Genomic DNA, 13,495 nt, shown 5'->3' with positions numbered 1-13,495 from the left:
CGCACCCGACGGCGCACGCCCCCGTACGTCCCTCCACGGGGGGAGGGACGTACGGGATCCCGGTCATCGCCGCACGTGGACGCCCGGGAGCCGCTCCCCGGTGTCCCGCACGCCATGTCGCCGTAACCGTCGGTTAAGACGGGCTTGCGAGGCTCGGCGAATGAAGCCCGTCGTGCCAGAGCCTTCGCCGCCCCCCGAGGGGATCGCGGGGAACGGGGACGTCCGAGACGCTCCCACGCTCCCGCCCGCCCTGTCCGACGCGCCTGTATCGCTCGTGGCGCGGAAGAATGGGTCCATGAGCCAGCCAAACGCCCAGGCACAGGTCCAGCACGCCCAGCCCTCCGTGGGTTCCATAGCCGCGCACCGCCCGCACACCATCGCGGCGGCCGTCTCCGACCTGGAACCCGACATCGACGCCGACCTCGACGCGTACGAGGAGTCGCCGTTCGACGGGCCCCAGCTTCCGCAGGGTCGTTTCCTCGACCGGGAACGCAGTTGGCTCGCGTTCAACGAGCGCGTCCTCGAACTCGCCGAGGACCCGAACACCCCCCTGCTGGAGCGCGCGAACTTCCTCGCGATCTTCGCCAGCAACCTGGACGAGTTCTTCATGGTCCGGGTGGCCGGTCTCAAGCGCCGCATCGCCACCGGTGTCGCCACCCGGTCCGCGTCCGGCCTCCAGCCCCGCGAGGTGCTGGAGATGATCTGGGCCCGCTCCCGCGAGCTGATGGCCCGGCACGCCGCCTGCTACCACGAGGACGTGGCTCCCGCCCTCGCCGAAGAGGGCGTCCACCTGGTCCGCTGGAACGAGCTCCAGGAGAAGGAACAGGCCCGCCTGTTCACCCTCTTCCGCCACCAGATCTTCCCGGTGCTGACCCCGCTGGCGGTCGACCCGGCGCACCCCTTCCCGTACATCTCGGGCCTCTCCCTGAACCTCGCGGTCGTCGTCCGCAACCCCGTCACCGGCCACCGCCACTTCGCCCGCGTCAAGGTGCCGCCGCTGCTGTCCCGTTTCCTGGAGAGCTCCCCGGGCCGCTACGTCCCCATCGAGGACGTCATCGCCGCCCACCTGGAGGAGCTGTTCCCGGGCATGGAGGTCCTGGAGCACCACGCCTTCCGGCTCACCCGCAACGAGGACCTGGAGGTCGAGGAGGACGACGCCGAGAACCTCCTCCAGGCCCTGGAGAAGGAGCTCATGCGGCGCCGCTTCGGGCCGCCGGTGCGTCTGGAGGTCGAGGAGTCCATCGACCGCGAGGTCCTGGACCTCCTCGTCCGCGAGCTGAAGATCAGCGAGGCGGAGGTGTATCCGCTGCCCGGTCCCCTGGACCTCACGGGCCTCTTCCGGATCGCCTCCCTGGACCGGCCCGAGCTGAAGTACCGCAAGTTCATCGCGGGCGTCCACCGTGACCTGGCGGAGGTCGAGTCGGCCTCCCAGCCCGACATCTTCGCCGCCCTGCGCAGCCGGGACGTGCTGCTGCACCACCCGTACGACTCCTTCTCGACGTCGGTCCAGGCGTTCCTCCAGCAGGCCGCCGACGACCCGGACGTCCTCGCCATCAAGCAGACCCTGTACCGGACCTCGGGCGACTCCCCCATAGTCGACGCGCTCATCGACGCCGCCGAGGCCGGCAAGCAGGTCCTCGTCCTGGTGGAGATCAAGGCCCGCTTCGACGAGCACGCCAACATCAAGTGGGCGCGCAAGCTGGAGGAGGCGGGCTGCCACGTCGTCTACGGCCTGGTCGGCCTGAAGACCCACTGCAAGCTGTCCCTGGTGGTCCGCCAGGAGGGCGACACGCTGCGGCGCTACAGCCACGTCGGCACCGGCAACTACCACCCGAAGACGGCCAGGCTGTATGAGGACCTGGGCCTGCTGACGGCCGACCCGCAGGTCGGCGCGGACCTCTCCGACCTGTTCAACCGCCTGTCGGGCTACTCGCGCCGCGAGACCTACCGCCGTCTGCTCGTCGCCCCCAAGTCCCTCCGGGACGGCCTGATCGCGCGGATCAACAAGGAGGTCCAGCACCACCGTGCCGGACGCCCCGCGTTCGTCCGCATCAAGGTCAACTCGATGGTGGACGAGGCGATCATCGACGCCATGTACCGCGCGTCCCAGGCGGGCGTGCCGTGTGACGTGTGGGTGCGCGGCATCTGCGCGGTCCGCCCCGGCGTCGAGGGGCTGTCGGAGAACATCCGGGTCCGCTCGATCCTCGGCCGCTTCCTCGAACACTCCCGGGTGTTCGCCTTCGGCAACGGCGGCGAGCCCGAGGTGTGGTTCGGCAGCGCCGACATGATGCACCGCAACCTCGACCGTCGTATCGAGGCGCTGGTACGGGTCACCGACCCCGCCCACCGGGCCGCCCTGAACCGGCTCCTCGAGACCGGCATGTCCGACACCACCGCGTCCTGGCACCTCGGCCCGGACGGCGAGTGGACCCGGCACGCGACCGACGCGGACGGTCAACCCCTGCGCAACGTCCAGGAGATGCTCATAGACGCCCGGAGGCGCCGGCGTGGCACAGCAACACCTTGACCCGACGGACCCCGTGGCCGGGACCGTGACCGGAGACGCCCTGGCGGGCTACCTGCGGTCCCAGGCCACCGAGTTCCTCCGCGCGCTACGGCTGCACCGCGAGACGGGCGGCACGGCGGCCGGCACGGAGGACTCCGTCGACGCGGCCCGCGCACTGCGCCGCTCGGTCCGCCGCGTCAGCGGCAGCCTGCACACCTTCCGCCCTCTCCTCGACCCGGAGTGGTCGGAGTCCCTCCGCCCGGAACTGGCCTGGCTGTCAGGCACGCTGGGCATGGAACACGCCTACGCCTCCCGCCTGGACCGCCTGCTCCAGGCCCTGCACCGCCTGTCAGGCACACCGTTCCCGACCCAGCCGGCAGCCGGTCCCACGACGGGGACGAGGTCGGGGACGGGGACCGTGACAGGGACGGGTGCGAGGACCGCCGCGGGCAGCGGGGGTGGACGGTCCGCTTCAGGGGGCGGGGGTGAACGGTCCGCTTCGGGCAGCGGGGGTGGACGGTCCACTTCAGGGGGCGGGGGTGAACGGTCCGCTTCGGGCAGCGGGTCCGGGATGCCTGCCACGGGTGGCGCGGCCGGGACGTCTGCCTTGGGGAGCGCGGCCGGGAGGCCCGCCTCGGACGACCGGACCGGCGGGTCCGCTCTGGCAGGCGAAGCCACGGGATCGGCCACAGGCAGCGCGGCCGGGAGGCCCACCCCGGGCGACCAGACCAGCACGTCCGCCCCGACAGGCGAAGCCACAGGATCGGCCACGGCCGCCGCGGCCGACGGGTCAGCCCATGGTGACCGGACCGGCGGGACCGCCCCGGCAGGCGGAGCCGACGGGACGGTCTCAGCCGCAGGCGGCGGAGCCGACGGCCCCCCTTCCGCCGGCGGAGCCACGCGCGCCACCTTGGCCCGCGACTCCGGCGGCGCCTCTCCCACGAGCGGGGTCAGGGGCACGTCCTCGGCCTGTGAGGCCGGTGGGCCCGGGCCCCGGCCCGGCTCAGTCACCGCAGCCGTGTACCCCTCCGCCGGAGCCACCTCACCGGGGCTTCGGGCCGACGCCACCCGCGAGGCCGTGCGAAATCGTTCCGCCCGAGCGGAACGGGTCGGCACGGCGGAACCGGGCAGCAGCGCCGGGCCCGCGTCGCGCCCCGCGGCCGCGCCCGAGCGGGGCAGTCTCACCGTCGGGGCGGCCAAGGCAGGCGCCCTGCTGGACCGGCAGCTCACGCTCGCCCGGACCCGGGCCCACAGCACCGCCCTCCAGGCCCTCGGCTCCTCCCGCTTCCACGCGGTCGCCGACAGCATCGCCGTACTCGCCAGCGAGGTCCCGCTCACCCCCGCCGCCGCGGACACCGACCTGCGCCACCTCGCGGCCGCCGCCGAGGAGCGCCTCACGGACGCGATCGCCGCCCTCCCCCTCGTCACCGCCGGCAGCCCGTACAACGCGGAGGCACTGATCCACGGCCTGTCCCCGGACCCGTCCCCGCACCCCCAGGACATGCCCTGGCACCAGGTCCGCCTCCTGCTGCGCCTGCACCGCTACGCGCGAGAGGTCCTCGACGGCGAGCACCGGCCGGTCGACCTCCGCCTGCTCACCGCGGGCCAGGCCCTCGACCGCCACCGCGACGCCTCGGAGGCGGCGGCCGCGGCGTCCCAGGCCGCCCGCACCCCCCGGATCGCCCCGGCGACGGCGTACGCCCTCGGCGTACTCCACGCCGACCAGCGGCACGAGGTGGAGGCGGCCCGCTTCGCGTTCCAGCAGTCTTGGCAGAAAGAGGCCGTCGGTACGGCCTGACCCACCGGTCGAGGAAGCGGTGAAGCCAGTGACCCAGGACAACGAATACCCCGTCCAGGCGGCCGGCTGCGTCCTGTGGCGCCGCTCCCCGGCCGACGGCGAGCCGCAAATCTGTCTCGTCCACCGGCCGAAATACGACGACTGGTCGCACCCCAAGGGCAAGCTGAAGCGCGGCGAGGACGCCCTGAACGGTGCTCTGCGCGAGGTCGAGGAGGAGACGGGCCACCGGGCCGTGCCGGGCGCCCGTCTGCCCACCGTCCGCTACCTGGCGAACGGCCGCCCCAAGGAGGTCCGCTACTGGGCGGCGGAGGCCGTAGGCGGCGCCTTCACCCCCAGCGACGAGGTCGACCGCATCCTCTGGCTCTCCCCGAAGGCCGCCCGCAACCGTCTGACCCAACCGAGGGACCGCACCCTGGTCGACGCCCTGCTCGCGGGCCTCCACCTGACATAGTCGGCCGGAATCACCCCGTGTCCTCGACGTGAGCGTTCCGTGACCTCACCGCACCGTCTACAGGGGTTCACCCCACGTTCATTTACGACAATCGGCGCCTTCACCTGTTCTGCCTAGTTTCGGCCTTACGCGGTGCGGCACGGACTCGACGACGCGCCTCGAACAGGCAATCGAACACGCGCTTCGCGCACGTGGCCACACCACACAGACTTCGCACGCCGCCGGTTCAGGACGGCGGCTCTCGGAAGGAACTCCCTCAGTGAAGCTTCAGCGCATGAACCGGCGGGCCCTCACCCTCGGTGCTCTCGCCGTCTCCGGCGCCCTGGCCCTCACGGCGTGCGGCTCCGACGACACCGGCACCAGCGGCAACAGCAGCGCCGGATCCACCGCCGCCGCCGGCAACATCAAGTGCGACGACGCCAAGGGCCAGCTCCTCGCCGACGGCTCCTCCGCGCAGAAGAACGCGATCGACGCCTGGGTGAAGCAGTTCTCCGCCGCCTGTGGCGTCCAGATCAACTACAAGGGCGGCGGCTCGGGCGCCGGCGTCACCGCCTTCACGCAGGGCCAGGTCGCCTTCGCCGGCTCCGACTCCGCGCTGAAGCCCGAAGAGGTCACCGCCTCCAAGAAGGTCTGCACCGGCGGCCAGGGCATCGACCTCCCGATGGTCGGCGGCCCGATCGCGGTCGGCTACAACGTCCCGGGCGTCGACAACCTCGTCCTGGACGCCGCGACCCTCGCCAAGATCTTCGACAGCAAGATCACCAACTGGAACGACGCGGCGATCGCCAAGCTGAACCCCGACGCCAAGCTGCCCGACCTCAAGATCCAGGCGTTCCACCGCTCGGACGAGTCCGGCACCACGGACAACTTCACCAAGTACCTGATCGCCTCCTCCCCCGCCAACTGGAAGTACTCCGGCGGAAAGGCCTGGCAGGCCAAGGGCGGCCAGTCCGCCTCCGGCTCCTCCGGTGTCGCCCAGCAGGTGAAGCAGACCTCCGGCGCCATCAGCTACATGGAGCTGTCGTACGCCAAGGACGGCATCAACGCGGTCTCCATCGACACCGGCGCCTCCGCCCCGGTCGAGGCCACCGTCGACAACGCCACCAAGGCCATCGCCGCCGCCAAGGTCGTCGGTACGGGCAAGGACCTCTCGCTCGACCTGGACTACGCGACCAAGGCCGAGGGCGCCTACCCGATCACCCTGGTCACGTACGAGATCGTCTGCGACAAGGGCAACAAGGCGGACACCCTGCCCGCCACCAAGGCGTTCCTGCGCTACATCGCCTCCGAGGACGGCCAGGGCGTTCTCGCGGACAGCGGCTACGCCCCCATCCCCGACGACATCATCACCAAGGTCCGCACCACCATCGAGGGCCTGAGCTGATCTGAGTGCGGTCCGGTCCCGGGCCTCGACCCCGGGAGCGGACCGCATCGTCCGGTGCACCGCCGCCAGGAGCCGCCGCACACCGCGCACGGCTCCACAGGGCCGTACGGCGCGTACGGCCCCGCAGACCGGAGAACCCGATGGACATAACAACGAAGCACACCGAAGCCCCTCCCCCCGCCGCCCAGGCACCGGCCGGGACCGAGCAGAAGCGCGCGGCCCGCGGCGCCACCCGCCCCGGCGACCGGATCTTCCTCGGTCTCTCCCGCGGATCCGGCATCTTCCTGCTGGTGATCATGGCCGCGATCGCGGTCTTCCTCACCTATCGCGCGTCCCTCGCGATCAGCAAGGACGAGGCCAACTTCCTCACCGCCTTCGAGTGGAACACCGGGGTCATCCCGCCGAGGTTCGGCATCGCCGTCCTCGCCTTCGGCACGATCGTCTCGTCGATCGTCGCCATGGTCATCGCGGTCCCGATCGCCGTCGCCATCGCGCTGTTCCTCACCCACTACGCCCCGCGCAAGCTCCGCGGCCCCATCGCGTACGTGATCGACCTGCTCGCCGCCGTGCCGTCCATCGTCTACGGCCTGTGGGGCGCGCTGATCCTCGTACCGCACATGGACGGCCTCTTCGGCTGGCTGAACGACTACCTCGGCTGGACCGGCGTCTTCTCCTGGGAGGGCGGCGCCCCCCGTTCGATGCTCACGGTCGGCATCCTCCTCGCGATCATGATCCTGCCGGTCATCACCAACGTGAGCCGCGAGGTCTTCCGCCAGGCCCCGCAGATGATCGAGGAAGCGGCCCTCGCCCTCGGCGCCACCCGCTGGGAGGTCATCCGCATGGCCGTCCTCCCCTTCGGCCGCTCCGGCGTGATCTCCGCCTCGATGCTCGGCCTCGGCCGCGCGCTCGGCGAGACGATGGCCGTGGCCACCGTGCTCTCCCCGACCTTCGACATCCAGACCAGCCTGCTCGACCCGGGCGGCGGCACCTTCGCCCAGAACATCGCCAGCAAGTTCGGCGAGGCCACCGAGTTCGGCCGTGACGCGCTCATCGCCTCCGGCCTGGTCCTGTTCGTCATCACCCTGCTGGTCAACGGCGCGGCCCGCGCGATCATCGCCCGCCGCAAGGAGTACTCGGGGGCCAACGCATGAGCACCGCCATCGTCGACAAGCCCAGCACCCTTCAGGGTGCCCGCCTCCCGAAGTGGGCTCCGTACGCCATCGCCGGCGGCTCCCTCGCCCTGGCGATCGGCATCGGCCTCGCCGCCGGCCTGCACAGCCGCGTCCAGTGGGGCCTGATCGCCGCGATCCTCTTCGTCGTCGGCACGTACGGCATCGCCGCCCGCGTCGAGGGCACCCGCCAGGCCAAGGACCGCATCGCGACCTCGCTGGTCTGGGTGTCCTTCCTGCTCGCCGTCGTCCCGCTGGTCTCCCTGGTCTGGGTGACCGTCGCCCGCGGTGTGAAGGTCCTGGACGTCTACTTCCTGACCCACTCGATGGGCGTGGTCGCCGACACCGAGCCCGGCGGCGGTATCTACGCCGCCATCCTCGGCAGCCTCGAGCAGGTCGGCCTCGCCACCCTGATCGCCGCCCCGGTCGGCGTGCTCACCGCGATCTACCTGGTGGAGTACGGGCGCGGCAACCTCTCCCGGGCCATCACCTTCTTCGTGGACGTGATGACCGGCATCCCCTCGATCGTCGCCGGTCTGTTCATCCTCAGCCTGATGCTGATGCTCGACCTGGAGCCCTTCGGCTTCGCCGGCTCACTGGCCCTCGCGATCCTGATGATGCCGGTCGTCGTCCGCTCCACCGAGGAGATGCTCAAGCTCGTCCCGAACGAGCTGCGCGAGGCGTCCCTGGCGCTCGGCGTCCCGAAGTGGCGCACCATCCTGAAGGTGGTCCTGCCGACCTCCATCGGCGGCATCACGACGGGCATCATGCTGGCGATCGCCCGTATCGCCGGCGAGACCGCTCCGGTACTCCTCCTCGTCTGGGGCAACCCGTTCATCAACGCCAACCCCTTCGAGGGTGCGCAGGCGTCGCTGCCGCTGTACATCTACCAGCAGTACGCGAACAGCGCGGGTTCGGGCGCGGCCTACGACCGTGCCTGGGCGGCGTCGCTGACGCTGATCGCCTTCGTGATGATCCTGAACCTGGTGGCCCGCGGCATCGCCCGCTGGAAGGCCCCGAAGACCGGTCGCTGACGCGGCCATCGGCGACCGAGAGATCTGGAAGTGAAGTAGTCATGGCCAAGCGAATCGACGTGAGCGGGCTCACCGCCTACTACGGATCCCACAAGGCGATCGAGGACATCTCGATGACGGTCGAGCCGCGCTCGGTGACGGCCTTCATCGGCCCGTCCGGCTGCGGCAAGTCGACGTTCCTGCGCACCCTGAACCGTATGCACGAGGTCACCTCCGGTGGCCGCGTCGAGGGCAAGGTGCTGCTGGACGACGAGGACCTCTACGGACACGGCATCGACCCGGTGTCGGTGCGCCGTGAGGTCGGCATGGTGTTCCAGCGTCCGAACCCCTTCCCCACGATGTCGATCTTCGACAACGTGGCGGCGGGGCTGCGCCTCAACGGCAGCTACAAGAAGAGCGAGCTGTCGGACATCGTCGAGAAGTCCCTCAAGGGCGCGAACCTCTGGAACGAGGTGAAGGACCGCCTCAACAAGCCCGGCTCGGGCCTGTCGGGCGGTCAGCAGCAGCGGCTGTGCATCGCGCGGGCGATCGCGGTGGAACCGAACGTGCTGCTGATGGACGAGCCGTGCTCGGCCCTCGACCCCATCTCCACGCTCGCCATCGAGGACCTGATCGGCGAGCTGAAGGAACGCTTCACGATCGTCATCGTGACGCACAACATGCAGCAGGCGGCGCGCGTCTCGGACCGCACTGCCTTCTTCAACCTCGCCGCGGTCGGCCAGCCCGGCAAGCTGATCGAGATAGACGACACGGAGCGCATCTTCTCCAACCCGTCCGTCCAGGCCACGGAGGACTACATCTCCGGCCGCTTCGGCTGAGCCGCCCTCCGAAGAACCCCTCGCGGTGCTGCATGGCGGTGCCACCGCGAGGCCGAAAAGGGCCCGCCCCCTGTCAGTTCAGGGGGCGGGCCCGTTTTCGCATGCCTGCGGCGGCCTGTACGTCTTCGGTGGGGTGCGCGTAGCGCTTGCGGTTCGGGGGTGGGTCGGGGCCGCGTCGGGGGGTGTCCGTCCTCGGAACGTCGCGGAATCGGCCGGCCATGGAGGTGCCCGCGTTGACGCGACAACCGCTGCGGGCGAACACCCCCCGACACGCCCCCTTCCCGCCGTGGGCGAGTGCGGGACGCCTGTGACGCCGGTCGGCATCTTCAGCCCGTCCGGCGTTTGAGGACGAGGCCCGTCCAGGGCCGAAGCGGGGGTGTGGGGGCGGCAGCCCCCAGAGACGGTCACCTCTTGACCGACCGAGTCGGGTGGCGGGTGGGCACAGGCCCGGGGGTCTGGGGGCGGCAGCCCCCAGAGACGGTCACCTCTTGACCGACCGAGTCGGGTGGCGGGTGGGCACAGGCCCGGGGGTCTGGGGGCGCAGCCCCCAGGGCGTCAGCAGCGACGCCGGTGAGTGCGAAGGACCGTCTGAGCAACCCCGGTCACCGCAGCGCAGCGCAGACGCAACCCGCTTACAGGAACGCCACGTTCACCAGACCGTACGCGCACGCCGCCACGAACCCCGCCGCCGGCATCGTGATGAACCAGCCGAGGATGATGTTCTTGGCGACACCCCACCGCACGGCATTGACCCGCTTCGTCGCCCCGACACCCATGATCGCCGACGTGATCACATGCGTCGTCGAGATCGGCGCCTTGAAGAGGAACGCCGTCGCGAACATGATCGACGCACCGGTCGTCTCCGCGGCGAACCCCTGCGGCGGATCCAACTCGATGATCTTCCGCCCCAGCGTCCGCATGATCCGCCAGCCACCGGCGTACGTCCCCAGCGACAGCATCACCGCACACACGATCTTGACCCACACCGGGATCGAATCGCCGTAGTCCTCGACGTCGGCGATGACCAGCGCCATCACCACGATGCCCATCGTCTTCTGCGCGTCCTGCAGGCCGTGCCCCAGCGCCATACCCGCCGCCGAGACGGTCTGCGCGATACGGAACCCGCGCTTGGCCTTGTGCGGATTGGCCCGGCGGAAGAGCCACATGATCGCCGTCATCACCAGATAGCCGCACACCAGGCCCACCACGGGCGAGATGAACATCGGGATGACGACCTTCTCCAGCACCCCGTCCCAGTAGACGGTCGTCCCGCCGGCCAGCGCCGCCCCGACCATCCCGCCGAACAGCGCGTGCGACGACGACGAGGGCAGCCCGAAGTACCACGTGATCAGGTTCCACGTGATCGCACCGACCAGCGCGGCGAAGAGGATTCCCATCCCCTTCGACCCCTCGGGCGTCTGGATCAGCCCCTCGCTGACGGTCTTGGCGACCCCGGAGCCGAGGAAGGCACCGGCGAGGTTCATCACCGCGGCCATCGCCAGCGCGGCGCGAGGCGTCAGCGCACGCGTCGACACGGACGTCGCGATCGCGTTCGCCGAGTCGTGGAAGCCGTTGGTGTACGTGAAGAAGAGCGCGACCCCGATGGTCGCGATCAGTGCGAAGGTGTCCATGAAAGGCTCAGGACTCCTTGACGGCGATGGTCTCCACCGTGTTCGCCACGTGCTCGAACGCGTCGGCCGCTTCCTCCAGCACGTCCACGATCTGCTTGAGCTTCAGCACCTCGATGGCCTCGTACTTGCCGTTGAACAGCATGGCCAGCAGCTTGCGGTGGATCTGGTCGGCCTGGTTCTCCAGCCGGTTGACCTCGATCCAGTACTCGGTGAGGTTGTCCATCGTGCGGAGGTTGGGCATGGCCTCGGCGGTCAGCTCCGCCGCCCGTGCCAGCACCTCGATCTGCTGCTCGACGCCCTTGGGCAGTTCCTCCACGTTGTAGAGGACGACCAGGTCGACGGCCTCCTCCATGAAGTCCATGATGTCGTCGAGCGACGACGCGAGGTTGTAGATGTCCTCACGGTCGAACGGCGTGATGAACGAGGAGTTCAACTGGTGGAAGATCGCGTGCGTGGCGTCGTCACCTGCGTGTTCCGCGGCCCGCATACGCTCTGCGATCTCGGCCCGGCCGGCGGTGTCCGCCCCGAGCAGTTCCATGAGGAGCTTCGAGCCCGTGACGATGTTGTCCGCGGACGCGGCGAACATGTCGTAGAAGCTCGTCTCCCTGGGGGTCAGACGAAAGCGCACAAGGGGTCCTCGGGGTGCATCGGTTTCGGTCAGGCTGATGCTAGGCGCATCATCCGGCCACGGCTAATGGGCCGTCCCCCAGTGTCGCCCATCGGGCAGAGTGGTTGGCACGGGGGCCGTCCGCAGGCCACCTACCCCGCAAAGTTCGGTACGATATACCCTGTAGGGGTATATGTCTGCTCCGGGTTGTGCCCCGGGACGTGGAGGACGCGATGACGACCACACCGGCCGGCGCTCAAGCGCCCTCCCCCGACGCGTCGCCGGACGTCGTGACGGATCACGACCGCGGCGTGCACGGCTACCACAAGCAGAAGGACGAACACCTCAAGCGCCTGCGCCGCATCGAGGGCCAGATCCGGGGCCTGCAGCGGATGGTCGACGAGGACACCTACTGCATCGACATACTCACGCAGGTGTCGGCCTCCACCAAGGCCCTGCAGTCCTTCGCCCTGCAACTCCTGGAGGAGCACCTGCGCCACTGCGTCGCCGACGCGGCCGTCAAGGGCGGCGCCGAGATCGACGCGAAGGTGGAGGAGGCGACGAAGGCGATCGGCCGCCTGCTGCGGACGTGACCCGCGGCGGCCGGGAACGGGACCGCCCCCGGCTCAGTAGCCGGAGGCGTCCGCGCGTTCTTCGGCCACTTTCAGGACCTCGTCGATGCTCTCCTGGCTGAGCCGGTCCTCGTCGGCAGCCGAGGCCGCGATGATCAGCTCTCCGCACAGCTCGATCTCGGCGAGGGCCACGTGGTCCTGAACTGCCGTACCGCCGACCGGAGCCACGCGCATCACCTCTTCTCTGCCGTCACCGACTTCCTAGAGTAGGCAGCGGCTACACACCGCGCATGGCACGGACGGGCTAGTTCTTGACGCCCGTCACGGGTCCGCACCCGGGGCCCGCACGGCCCTCACTCCTCGGCGATCCGGCCCGCGTAGATGTCTCCGGCGGCCGGCAACCGTACGTCCGCGGGCACTCCGAAGTCGTACAGCAGCGTGGTGGAGGCGACCGCCACGGCCCCCTCCTGCTGCCCGTTGACGAAGCTGAACCGGTGCCGGACCTTGCGGATGCGGCCCTCGTCGTCGAGGTAGACGTCGAACGGCACGCGGGCCGTGGCGAACCCTTTCGCCGCGGCGGCGAGCGGCCCCCTGTTCCCGGCGGACGCGTCCCGGGCCGCCCGCCCCAGGTCCGCGGTCCCGCGGTAGTGCCGTACGGCGGCCCCCGCGACCTCGGTCCTCCCCACGTACGTCGCCGTCCGCGTCCCGCGCAGCACCTCGGCGGCGGCGAACGGGTCGGTGGCACCGCCGGTCACCAGGTTCCCGTCGGTGAGGGTGGCGGTGTCGACCCGGACCCACTTGTCGGCGGGCACCCCGGCTCCCCGGTTCTTCATGAACAGGGCGCCCGGCGCGAGCAGTTCGGTGATCGGCCGGTGCTCACTCGACCCCGCCGGATCCTGCGGCAGCATCACCTTCAGCCGCCCCACCTGACGCCGGTAGTCGTACACGCCCTCGCCCCGGATGGTCACCCGGGTGCCGCCGGTGGCCATCTGCATGGACGTACGGGCCTTCGAACTCCGGGCGTCGACCAGGGTGTCGGCGGCCCGGTAAAGGATCTCGACCGGATCCCCGCCCCGGCCGTCCCCGTCGGCCGCGGCCCCGCTCCCGGAACACCCCGCGGTGCCGAAGCACACCCCGGTCAGGACTCCCGCCACGACGACCGCACCACCCGCCCGGCCCGCCCGCCTGCGCCGCCACTCCGCCATCGCCGTCTACCCCCAGCCGGTAGGTCCGTCACGGGCCCCGTGTCGTTCCGGTTAACGACGAGTAGGTGGCGTCGTCACGCGCATACCCAGCCTTCACCCGACCTCGGTAACGTTGTCGGCGTGGCGCAGCAGGACAGGGTTCCCCCACCCCCCGACCGATCGACTCACCAGACGACGACCGTCGAACAAGGCCGCTTCTGCACAGCCCGCTGCTCCTGCGGCTGGCGCGGCCCGGCCCGCCGGGCGAGAAGCCTGGCCCGCACGGACGCGGAGGGCCATCTGACCGACTGAGCGAAAAGGGGCCGCGTCTGGGCCGCGTC

The 13,495-nt window shown here is 70.5% G+C and carries 12 protein-coding genes and 1 pseudogene; 9 read left to right on the top strand and 4 right to left on the bottom strand.

The annotated features are described in order from the left end of the window. Positions 1 to 160: 160 nt before the first annotated feature. The 8 genes and pseudogenes from AQJ84_RS18355 to pstB all read left to right on the top strand — a co-directional run bounded on the left by AQJ84_RS18355 (position 161) and on the right by pstB (position 9,160). Entirely contained in the window at positions 161 to 2,527 is a 2,367-nt protein-coding gene (locus AQJ84_RS18355; RefSeq protein WP_107082758.1) for an RNA degradosome polyphosphate kinase, read from the top strand. Next, positions 2,508 to 2,885, top strand: a pseudogene (locus AQJ84_RS41005) (CHAD domain-containing protein); the annotation flags it as partial. The gene AQJ84_RS18355 and the pseudogene AQJ84_RS41005, both read left to right, overlap by 20 nt. 282 nt (positions 2,886 to 3,167) lie before the next feature. Continuing rightward, on the top strand, positions 3,168 to 4,304 hold the full coding sequence (locus AQJ84_RS18350; RefSeq protein ID WP_079076140.1) for a CHAD domain-containing protein: 1,137 nt from the start codon (positions 3,168 to 3,170) through the stop codon (positions 4,302 to 4,304). A 19-nt stretch (positions 4,305 to 4,323) separates the two neighbouring features. Continuing rightward, positions 4,324 to 4,755 carry an NUDIX hydrolase gene (locus AQJ84_RS18345; protein WP_374935416.1) on the top strand — a complete coding sequence of 144 codons (432 nt, stop codon included), beginning with the start codon at positions 4,324 to 4,326 and terminating at the stop codon, positions 4,753 to 4,755. Between the two features lie 259 nt (positions 4,756 to 5,014). Beyond that, the gene (pstS, locus tag AQJ84_RS18340; protein WP_030044533.1) at positions 5,015 to 6,139 is read left to right on the top strand and encodes a phosphate ABC transporter substrate-binding protein PstS; all 1,125 of its coding nucleotides are present in this window, start codon (positions 5,015 to 5,017) and stop codon (positions 6,137 to 6,139) included. A 140-nt stretch (positions 6,140 to 6,279) separates the two neighbouring features. Beyond that, the gene (pstC, locus tag AQJ84_RS18335) at positions 6,280 to 7,290 is read left to right on the top strand and encodes a phosphate ABC transporter permease subunit PstC (protein WP_030044534.1); all 1,011 of its coding nucleotides are present in this window, start codon (positions 6,280 to 6,282) and stop codon (positions 7,288 to 7,290) included. Beyond that, a complete protein-coding gene (gene pstA, locus AQJ84_RS18330; RefSeq protein ID WP_030044535.1) occupies positions 7,287 to 8,342 on the top strand; it encodes a phosphate ABC transporter permease PstA in 1,056 nt (351 codons plus the stop codon). The genes pstC and pstA overlap by 4 nt, the downstream gene beginning before the upstream one ends. A 41-nt stretch (positions 8,343 to 8,383) precedes the next feature. Then, on the top strand, positions 8,384 to 9,160 hold the full coding sequence (gene pstB / locus AQJ84_RS18325) for a phosphate ABC transporter ATP-binding protein PstB (protein WP_030044536.1): 777 nt from the start codon (positions 8,384 to 8,386) through the stop codon (positions 9,158 to 9,160). Positions 9,161 to 9,792: 632 nt separating this feature from the next. On the opposite strand, the gene AQJ84_RS18320 is transcribed toward pstB, so the two are convergent. Further along, positions 9,793 to 10,791: an inorganic phosphate transporter gene (locus AQJ84_RS18320; protein WP_030043658.1), complete on the bottom strand. Its 999-nt coding sequence runs from the start codon at positions 10,789 to 10,791 to the stop codon at positions 9,793 to 9,795. Between the two features lie 7 nt (positions 10,792 to 10,798). Beyond that, positions 10,799 to 11,419 (bottom strand): DUF47 domain-containing protein, encoded by a 621-nt coding sequence (locus AQJ84_RS18315; RefSeq protein WP_030043659.1) that lies wholly within the window; start codon positions 11,417 to 11,419, stop codon positions 10,799 to 10,801. 212 nt (positions 11,420 to 11,631) lie between these two features. Here AQJ84_RS18315 and AQJ84_RS18310 point away from each other — a divergent pair, with 212 nt between their 5' ends. Next, positions 11,632 to 11,991, top strand: a complete 360-nt coding sequence (locus AQJ84_RS18310; RefSeq protein ID WP_030043660.1) for a metal-sensitive transcriptional regulator — start codon at positions 11,632 to 11,634, stop codon at positions 11,989 to 11,991. Between the two features lie 33 nt (positions 11,992 to 12,024). On the opposite strand, the gene AQJ84_RS18305 is transcribed toward AQJ84_RS18310, so the two are convergent. Both AQJ84_RS18305 and AQJ84_RS18300 read right to left on the bottom strand, forming a co-directional pair. Beyond that, the gene (locus AQJ84_RS18305; RefSeq protein WP_030043661.1) at positions 12,025 to 12,204 is read right to left on the bottom strand and encodes a hypothetical protein; all 180 of its coding nucleotides are present in this window, start codon (positions 12,202 to 12,204) and stop codon (positions 12,025 to 12,027) included. A 119-nt stretch (positions 12,205 to 12,323) separates the two neighbouring features. Continuing rightward, complete coding sequence (locus AQJ84_RS18300; RefSeq protein ID WP_030043662.1) at positions 12,324 to 13,175, bottom strand: hypothetical protein; 852 nt, start codon at positions 13,173 to 13,175, stop codon at positions 12,324 to 12,326. Positions 13,176 to 13,495: the final 320 nt, after the last annotated feature.

Origin of the sequence: Streptomyces resistomycificus, assembly GCF_001514265.1 — a bacterium.
Classification (GTDB): domain Bacteria; phylum Actinomycetota; class Actinomycetes; order Streptomycetales; family Streptomycetaceae; genus Streptomyces; species Streptomyces resistomycificus.
The sequence above is the reverse complement of the archived record's forward strand: the minus strand, read 5'-3'. Positions and strand labels throughout refer to the sequence as shown.

What these genes read in the sequence shown, in the direction of transcription:
- AQJ84_RS18355 (WP_107082758.1), top strand. Translation starts at nt 161, where the DNA reads ATGAAGCCCGTCGTGCCAGAGCCTTCGCCGCCCCCCGAGGGGATCGCG.
- pstC (WP_030044534.1), top strand. Translation starts at nt 6,280, where the DNA reads ATGGACATAACAACGAAGCACACCGAAGCCCCTCCCCCCGCCGCCCAG.
- pstA (WP_030044535.1), top strand. Translation starts at nt 7,287, where the DNA reads ATGAGCACCGCCATCGTCGACAAGCCCAGCACCCTTCAGGGTGCCCGC.
- pstB (WP_030044536.1), top strand. Translation starts at nt 8,384, where the DNA reads ATGGCCAAGCGAATCGACGTGAGCGGGCTCACCGCCTACTACGGATCC.
- AQJ84_RS18320 (WP_030043658.1), bottom strand. Translation starts at nt 10,791, where the DNA reads ATGGACACCTTCGCACTGATCGCGACCATCGGGGTCGCGCTCTTCTTC.
- AQJ84_RS18310 (WP_030043660.1), top strand. Translation starts at nt 11,632, where the DNA reads ATGACGACCACACCGGCCGGCGCTCAAGCGCCCTCCCCCGACGCGTCG.
- AQJ84_RS18305 (WP_030043661.1), bottom strand. Translation starts at nt 12,204, where the DNA reads ATGCGCGTGGCTCCGGTCGGCGGTACGGCAGTTCAGGACCACGTGGCC.
- AQJ84_RS18300 (WP_030043662.1), bottom strand. Translation starts at nt 13,175, where the DNA reads ATGGCGGAGTGGCGGCGCAGGCGGGCGGGCCGGGCGGGTGGTGCGGTC.